6 protein-coding genes are annotated in these 5,835 nt (G+C 60.0%); all 6 read left to right on the top strand.

The window, feature by feature from the left end; translation table 11 throughout:
* The coding region (locus VJR90_10840) for a bifunctional GNAT family N-acetyltransferase/ATP-binding protein (protein ID HKV97968.1) at positions 1-1,189 on the top strand (1,189 nt) is incomplete at its 5' end.
* Between the two features lie 730 nt (positions 1,190-1,919).
* Positions 1,920-2,429 (top strand): hemerythrin domain-containing protein, encoded by a 510-nt coding sequence (locus VJR90_10835; protein HKV97967.1) that lies wholly within the window; start codon positions 1,920-1,922, stop codon positions 2,427-2,429.
* Positions 2,430-3,117: 688 nt separating this feature from the next.
* On the top strand, positions 3,118-3,450 hold the full coding sequence (locus tag VJR90_10830; GenBank protein ID HKV97966.1) for a cytochrome c: 333 nt from the start codon (positions 3,118-3,120) through the stop codon (positions 3,448-3,450).
* The gene (locus VJR90_10825; protein HKV97965.1) at positions 3,447-3,845 is read left to right on the top strand and encodes a c-type cytochrome; all 399 of its coding nucleotides are present in this window, start codon (positions 3,447-3,449) and stop codon (positions 3,843-3,845) included. The genes VJR90_10830 and VJR90_10825 overlap by 4 nt, the downstream gene beginning before the upstream one ends.
* Before the next feature lie 402 nt (positions 3,846-4,247).
* Positions 4,248-4,739 (top strand): DUF2244 domain-containing protein, encoded by a 492-nt coding sequence (locus tag VJR90_10820; protein ID HKV97964.1) that lies wholly within the window; start codon positions 4,248-4,250, stop codon positions 4,737-4,739.
* Positions 4,740-4,779: 40 nt separating this feature from the next.
* A partial coding sequence (gene coxB / locus VJR90_10815; protein HKV97963.1) for a cytochrome c oxidase subunit II occupies positions 4,780-5,835 on the top strand: 1,056 nt, incomplete at its 3' end.

Raw genomic sequence — 5,835 nt, 5'->3', positions numbered from 1 at the left:
GAAGACGACGGACGAACCCCCGGTCTTTAGCCTCGCAGACGTTGTCAAATGCGTCGATAGCTATCCTGCCGTTGTGGCGATGGCTGGCGGGGAGTTGGTGGGTGCAGCGGTGAGCCGCGTAGATGTCGATCGCGCTTGGGTAGTGCGTATTGCCTTGTCACCGAGGTGGCGTCACCATGGGCTCGGCAGTGCCTTGCTGACTGCGTTGGAGCATCGCCTGCTCACCGCCGGTGTTTCCCGGATAAGCGCACTATTACCCAAGGGAGAAACAGGCAGCGCCGCGTTCGTCAATTCGGGATTTCGTTCGCGTGCTGGGTTAACTTATTACGAAAAGACCGAGACCATTTCTTCGCATTCGGCGACCGTACTCACGGCTCTCGGCGGGGTAGTCTTGCCGAATGGGCTCTGGGAGCGCATCGCGGGCATGACCACCGAGAAGACACTGGTCGAACGCCGACTGGTCCTGCCGTTGTCGCACCCCGAGGTCGCTGCCGAGCATGGCGTGCACCCACCCAGCGCGGTAGTGCTGTTCGGGCCGCCCGGCACCGGCAAGACGACGTTCGCGCGTGCTGTCGCAAGTCGACTCGGATGGCCGTTCATCGAGCTTTTCCCATCCCGGATCGCGACTTCTGAAGCCGGGCTTGCCAGCGGGCTGAACGAGGTATTCGAACGCATAGCCGAACTTGAACATGTCGTGGTGTTCATTGATGAGGTGGAGGAGATTGCGGCGGTGCGGCGGCCGGGTACAGGGTCGGTCGCAGTGGCCAATGAACTCCTCAAATCGTTGGTGAGCTTTCGCGAACGATCGGGCCGGTTGCTCGTCTGCGCGACCAACTCGGTGCGCGTGCTCGACCCCGCCTTCCTGCGATATGGACGATTCGACTACGTCCTACCGATTGGAACACCCGATACTACTGCACGAAAGGCGCTCTGGCAGCTCTATCTTACCGAAGATGGCATCGACATCGACGCGCTGGTGGAGGCAAGCGACGGCTTCACTCCTGCCGACATTGAGCACACCGCACGCACCGTTGCCCAGCTCACGTTTGAGCGGACCATGGATGCCGGTCAGCGTTGCGTAGCTTCGACGCAAGACTGCTTGAAATCGATCGGCGACATACGCCCGACGTTGACGCCAAACATGCTCAGCGAATTTACCGAGGATATCCAGCGGTACGCGCGCACGTAGGGCTGGCTTCGATTGCCACATCATCCGGTTTGCCGGGAGGAGGAACAGGAGCAAATGCCCCTTGTGGCGTGTTACTTCGCTCGCTGCCCCGCGCCCCGATTATTCCCACAGCGTCGGCGGCCAATAACGCATTTAACAGCCGGTGCTGGGATACAACTTTATTTTTCAGGCTACGACTTTTTGTATCTACACCGAAGTGGGTGTATGCGGTCGAGCACCGGTGCGCCGAGGAATTGGTTGACATTATCATCGCGCGGCTCGCCGCAGTGCGCTGCGGCGTCCAGCCCACGGCACTGATCGCGTTGTTGGGCCAGGGAAAGACCTTCAAACATCCGCTCGAGCACCCTCGCGAGCGGGAGAATAGCTCGCTTTCAGGCCGGCATGCGACGTCCTGCAGGACAACGCATGGGCGTAACTCTCCCGCACACCGTATCCGCGAAACGGCCCGCGCACAGCTGCCGCCTAATGTTTGCGACGCTCCCGGCCCGCCGGACGGAGGCTCCGGCCCCCGCCCGGGTCAAGCCACCCAAGGCTGGACGGCGCCCCGCTTCTGTGGCTATTCTTTATGCAGCTTACCCATGTGGCACCGCAGTAACCCTTGATGGAGTACCTGGCGATGGCTCGGCAGGGAAGCGCATGGGCAAGCGACGGAACCGCACGCGGTGTTGCGGATGGGGCTGATGATCCTGGCTGGTGTTGTGTACCGCAACGGCCGCTTGTGAGGATTAATATGTTCAGTTCTGATCTGGTCACAACTTTGGCAAATGAGCATGTGGCACTTGCGCAGTTGTTCGCGCGCCACCAGGAAGCCCTGGTGTCACGCGCTTGGGCACGGGCCGCACGGTTGCTGGAACATTACCGCCGGCGCCTGCAGTATCACATTCAACTCGAAGAACGCTACCTGTTGCCGTACTGTCTCAAAGACCAGCTCCCCGGAAAGTGGCCATGCGACACATTTATGACCGAACATCGGCGTCTGGAAGAGCTATTGCGCAAGACCAGCGTGCGCCTGGCGATGGCACGCCAACACGGTGTCACCACGGACATGCTGATCGCATTGCTGGATGCGGAAAAGACCTATAAGCACCTAGTGCGTGATCACTATCAACGTGAAGAAGTAGCGATGTTCGCGGTATTGCGTGAGTCGTTGCCGGATAACGCGCGTGCCGGTCTGGTGCAATTGCTGTTGCAACAGCAGCACACCGCGGATGTAGCAATGGTCGGCAGCGTGCGTTACTGACAACCGTCAAACCTGTCCAATCGCGCCGACCACCTGACAGCAGCATTCCATCTGCGGCGGCACGTGTGCGGCGCCTAGTGCATGTGCCGGTGCAACATCTCGGCGTTGTCGAGTTCCATCGCGAATTAGCCCACCCTTTCCAAATCGGCTGATCCAGGCGCTTTGCCGGCATTCGTTGATCTGTGTTTGGTTCTGCGCGAATTTGATGGTCCGTACAGTTGAATACAGCAGGTCAAATGGTAATGAAAATCAACAATTGCCTGGATTCTTGCGTGCTTTGCATACTTCAGCCATCCGCATTGAATTAAGCGGCCACTGCAAGCGTGTGCAGACTCAAATGTGAATGGCCCTGAGGGAAGTTGCCGCGCGCATCAATCAGAAATTTAACTCGGCAATCCATCTACATGTATTGTTTTGCCAGGATTTGTCTGTGGTGAGGCACGACAGTGATGCGCGCTGTTACTGCACGCAGGTTTATTTTGCATTTTGTATTGCCGATTTTTTTGACCAAGAGCTTGTAAATCCACGCGCGCCAGCGCGCCGTAATTGCTGCGGGCACTTAATGTTGAGACGGATGATGTGTTGCACCGGTAAATTTAATACGTTAAGGTGCGTCGCCGCGAGGGGCTGGCCTGCTGCTGCGATATACCACGGGAGGTCTTGTATGAGATGCTACTGTGTCCCTGTCATGGTATTTATCGTGCTGGTATTCGGCTTGAACGTCGCTGTCCACGCCGCCGGTGACCCTGCCAAGGGCAAGGTCGATTCGCAAACTTGCCTCGGCTGCCACGGCATCGCCGATTACACCAATGTATATCCCAGCTACCGCGTGCCCAAGCTGGCCGGGCAGAACGCGGCCTACATCGTGCACGCGCTCGAGGAATACAAGAGCGGCGCCCGCAGCCACAAGACCATGCATGCGCAGGCCTCGTCGCTGACGCTGCAGCAGATGGAAGACATCGCCGCGTATTTCAGCAGCCTGGGCAAACCCTACAAGCCCGGCCCCGGAGCTCAGCCATGAAATCCCTGACTGCAGTTGCGATTCTGCTCCTGGGCCTCGCCGCCGGCGCGTCCCTGGCCGACGATACGCCGGCGGCCGGCGCTGCGACCTCCGCCCCACCCGCCACGCTCGCCTGGGCCGCTCAGGAGTTCAAGAATACCTGCTCCGCCTGCCACGGCGCCGACGGTGCCCATCCGACGCCGCTGCCGGGCAACCCGCCGCCGATCATCGCGGGCCAGTACCGCGACTACCTGGTGCAGGCGCTCACCGAGTACCGCGACGGCCAGCGCCAGAACGTCATCATGGCCCCACAGGCCAAAGCGCTGACCAATGCCCAGATCGCGGCGCTCGCGGCCTACATCGCCAGCCTGCCCACGCCGCTGCACACGCTGCCGCGTCCCGAATTCGGACCTTGAAACTTAGTGAAGCAAGAGGCTTCGAGACCGATCTGCATCGAAACATGAGAGCGGATCCGCACAAAACATTTTGGCAACTGTGCTGTTGCGAGAATGTGAAGACTGGTGCGCGTTTGCGGATGAATTAGCCAGACCTGCTTGTCTATAATATATAGCTACGTTACCAGCGAGCTTTGTTATTTCATTCAGACGCTTATGCAGGTTTTCACTTGTTTCGGTATGCGCAACTGCGTGCGGATCTAAGTAAAATAGGACATTGGCGTTGCGGCCATGACAAGCTTGCAGTAGCATGCCGCGCATGTTTTTTCGCCGTTGTACCCCGGCTCGCGGGAGGATGGCGCACAGAGCCTGCAAGCCACGGAGCCGACGGTCCAGCGGGTAGTTGATAAGGTGGTTGCGAGCATGCTGGCAGTCAACCCCGATGCCGCCACGCACCGTATCGTGATTGTCCAGAACTGTTCTATCAGTGCGACAGGACTGTGGCTGTTTTACGCCAGCATCGCGGGCGTGACCTTGGCGCTGGCTTCGTGGTACGCACTGCACGGGTTCTGGCCGGTGCTGGCGTTTGCATTGTTGGAAATGCTGGTGCTGGGGCTATGCCTGCAGGTATGCTGGCGCCACGCACACTACGGCGAAGTCATCACCGTGGGCGGCGCGCAGGTGGTCGTGGACAAGGGTGGTGGCCGGCACCTGGAGCACCGGGAATTCAGCCGTTATTGGGCACATTTGGTGGTGCGCGACTCAAGCGCCAGGCTGCACCCGGCGCGGCTTTATATACGCTCGCACGGCGAGGAATGTGAGATCGGCCGCTGCCTGACGGAGGCGGAGCGCCGCAGTCTGGTACGCAGGCTGGCCGAACTCATCGGTCCGGTGGGGCGGATCGGCGGCAGTTGAGTGAGTGAGAATTCTGGTTTCCAGCAGGAGACGCCAACGCATGTTTCAGAAAAATCCCAAGCAAGTCCTGTGTATCGCGCTGGCGGTCGCGCTGGCGACGCTTTCCGGATCGGCTCTGGCCATGGATCTCAACATGCCGGTGGGCGTCACGCCCATGAGCCACGAGGTCTACGACCTGCACATGTACGCCTTCTGGGTGTGCGTGGGCATCGGCGTCGTGGTGTTCGGCTTGATCATCATCTCCATGATCTGGCACCGCAAGGCCGGCGGCCACAAGGCGGCGCAATTCCACGAAAACACCGCGCTCGAAGTCATTTGGACCATCATCCCGTTCCTCATCCTGATTGCGCTCGCGATTCCTGCCGCGAAGGTCTTGGTCAAGGAAACCAATACCAGCGATCCCGATCTCACCATCAAGATCGAAGGCTACCAGTGGAAGTGGCAGTACGATTATCTGCAGCAGGGCTTCAGCTATTTCAGTATGCTCGCGACCGACAGCAACGCCGCGCGCGCACTGGATTCCAAAATCAGCCCGTTCAGCGTGCCGCATTATCTGCGCGACGTGGACCATCCCATGGTGGTGCCCACCGGCAAGAAAATCCGCCTGCTGATCACGGGCAACGACGTGATTCATTCCTGGTACGTGCCGGACTTCGCCTTCAAGATGGATGCAATACCGGGTTTCGTGAATCAGGGCTGGATCGAGGTTGAGCAACCCGGCATCTACCGAGGCGGCTGCACCGAGCTCTGTGGCCGCGGGCATGCCTTCATGCCCATCGTGGTGGTGGCGGAAAGCCCGGCGGATTACCAGAAATGGCTGACGGCCATGCGCGCCAGTAACGGCGTGTACGTCAATCCGCAGACGATGCAACCCGAAAGTTACGGCAGCCCGGTGCAATATGCGCCGCCGCAGCTGAATTTTGTCACGCCGTCCCTGCCTGCGGCCGCACCGACCGGCACGGCCCCGTCCACGCCCGGCCCCGCCGCCGCGGTACCCGGTTCATCGGCTGCCGCGCCCGTGAGCAAACCGGCGGCCGCGGCACCGGAACATGCCTGGACCTTTGCGAGCGCCATGGCGCGCGGCAAGCAGGTGTTT

The organism is Gammaproteobacteria bacterium, from assembly GCA_035279405.1.
GTDB lineage: Bacteria > Pseudomonadota > Gammaproteobacteria > Natronospirales > REEB76 > REEB76.
The sequence above is the reverse complement of the archived record's forward strand: the minus strand, read 5'-3'. Positions and strand labels throughout refer to the sequence as shown.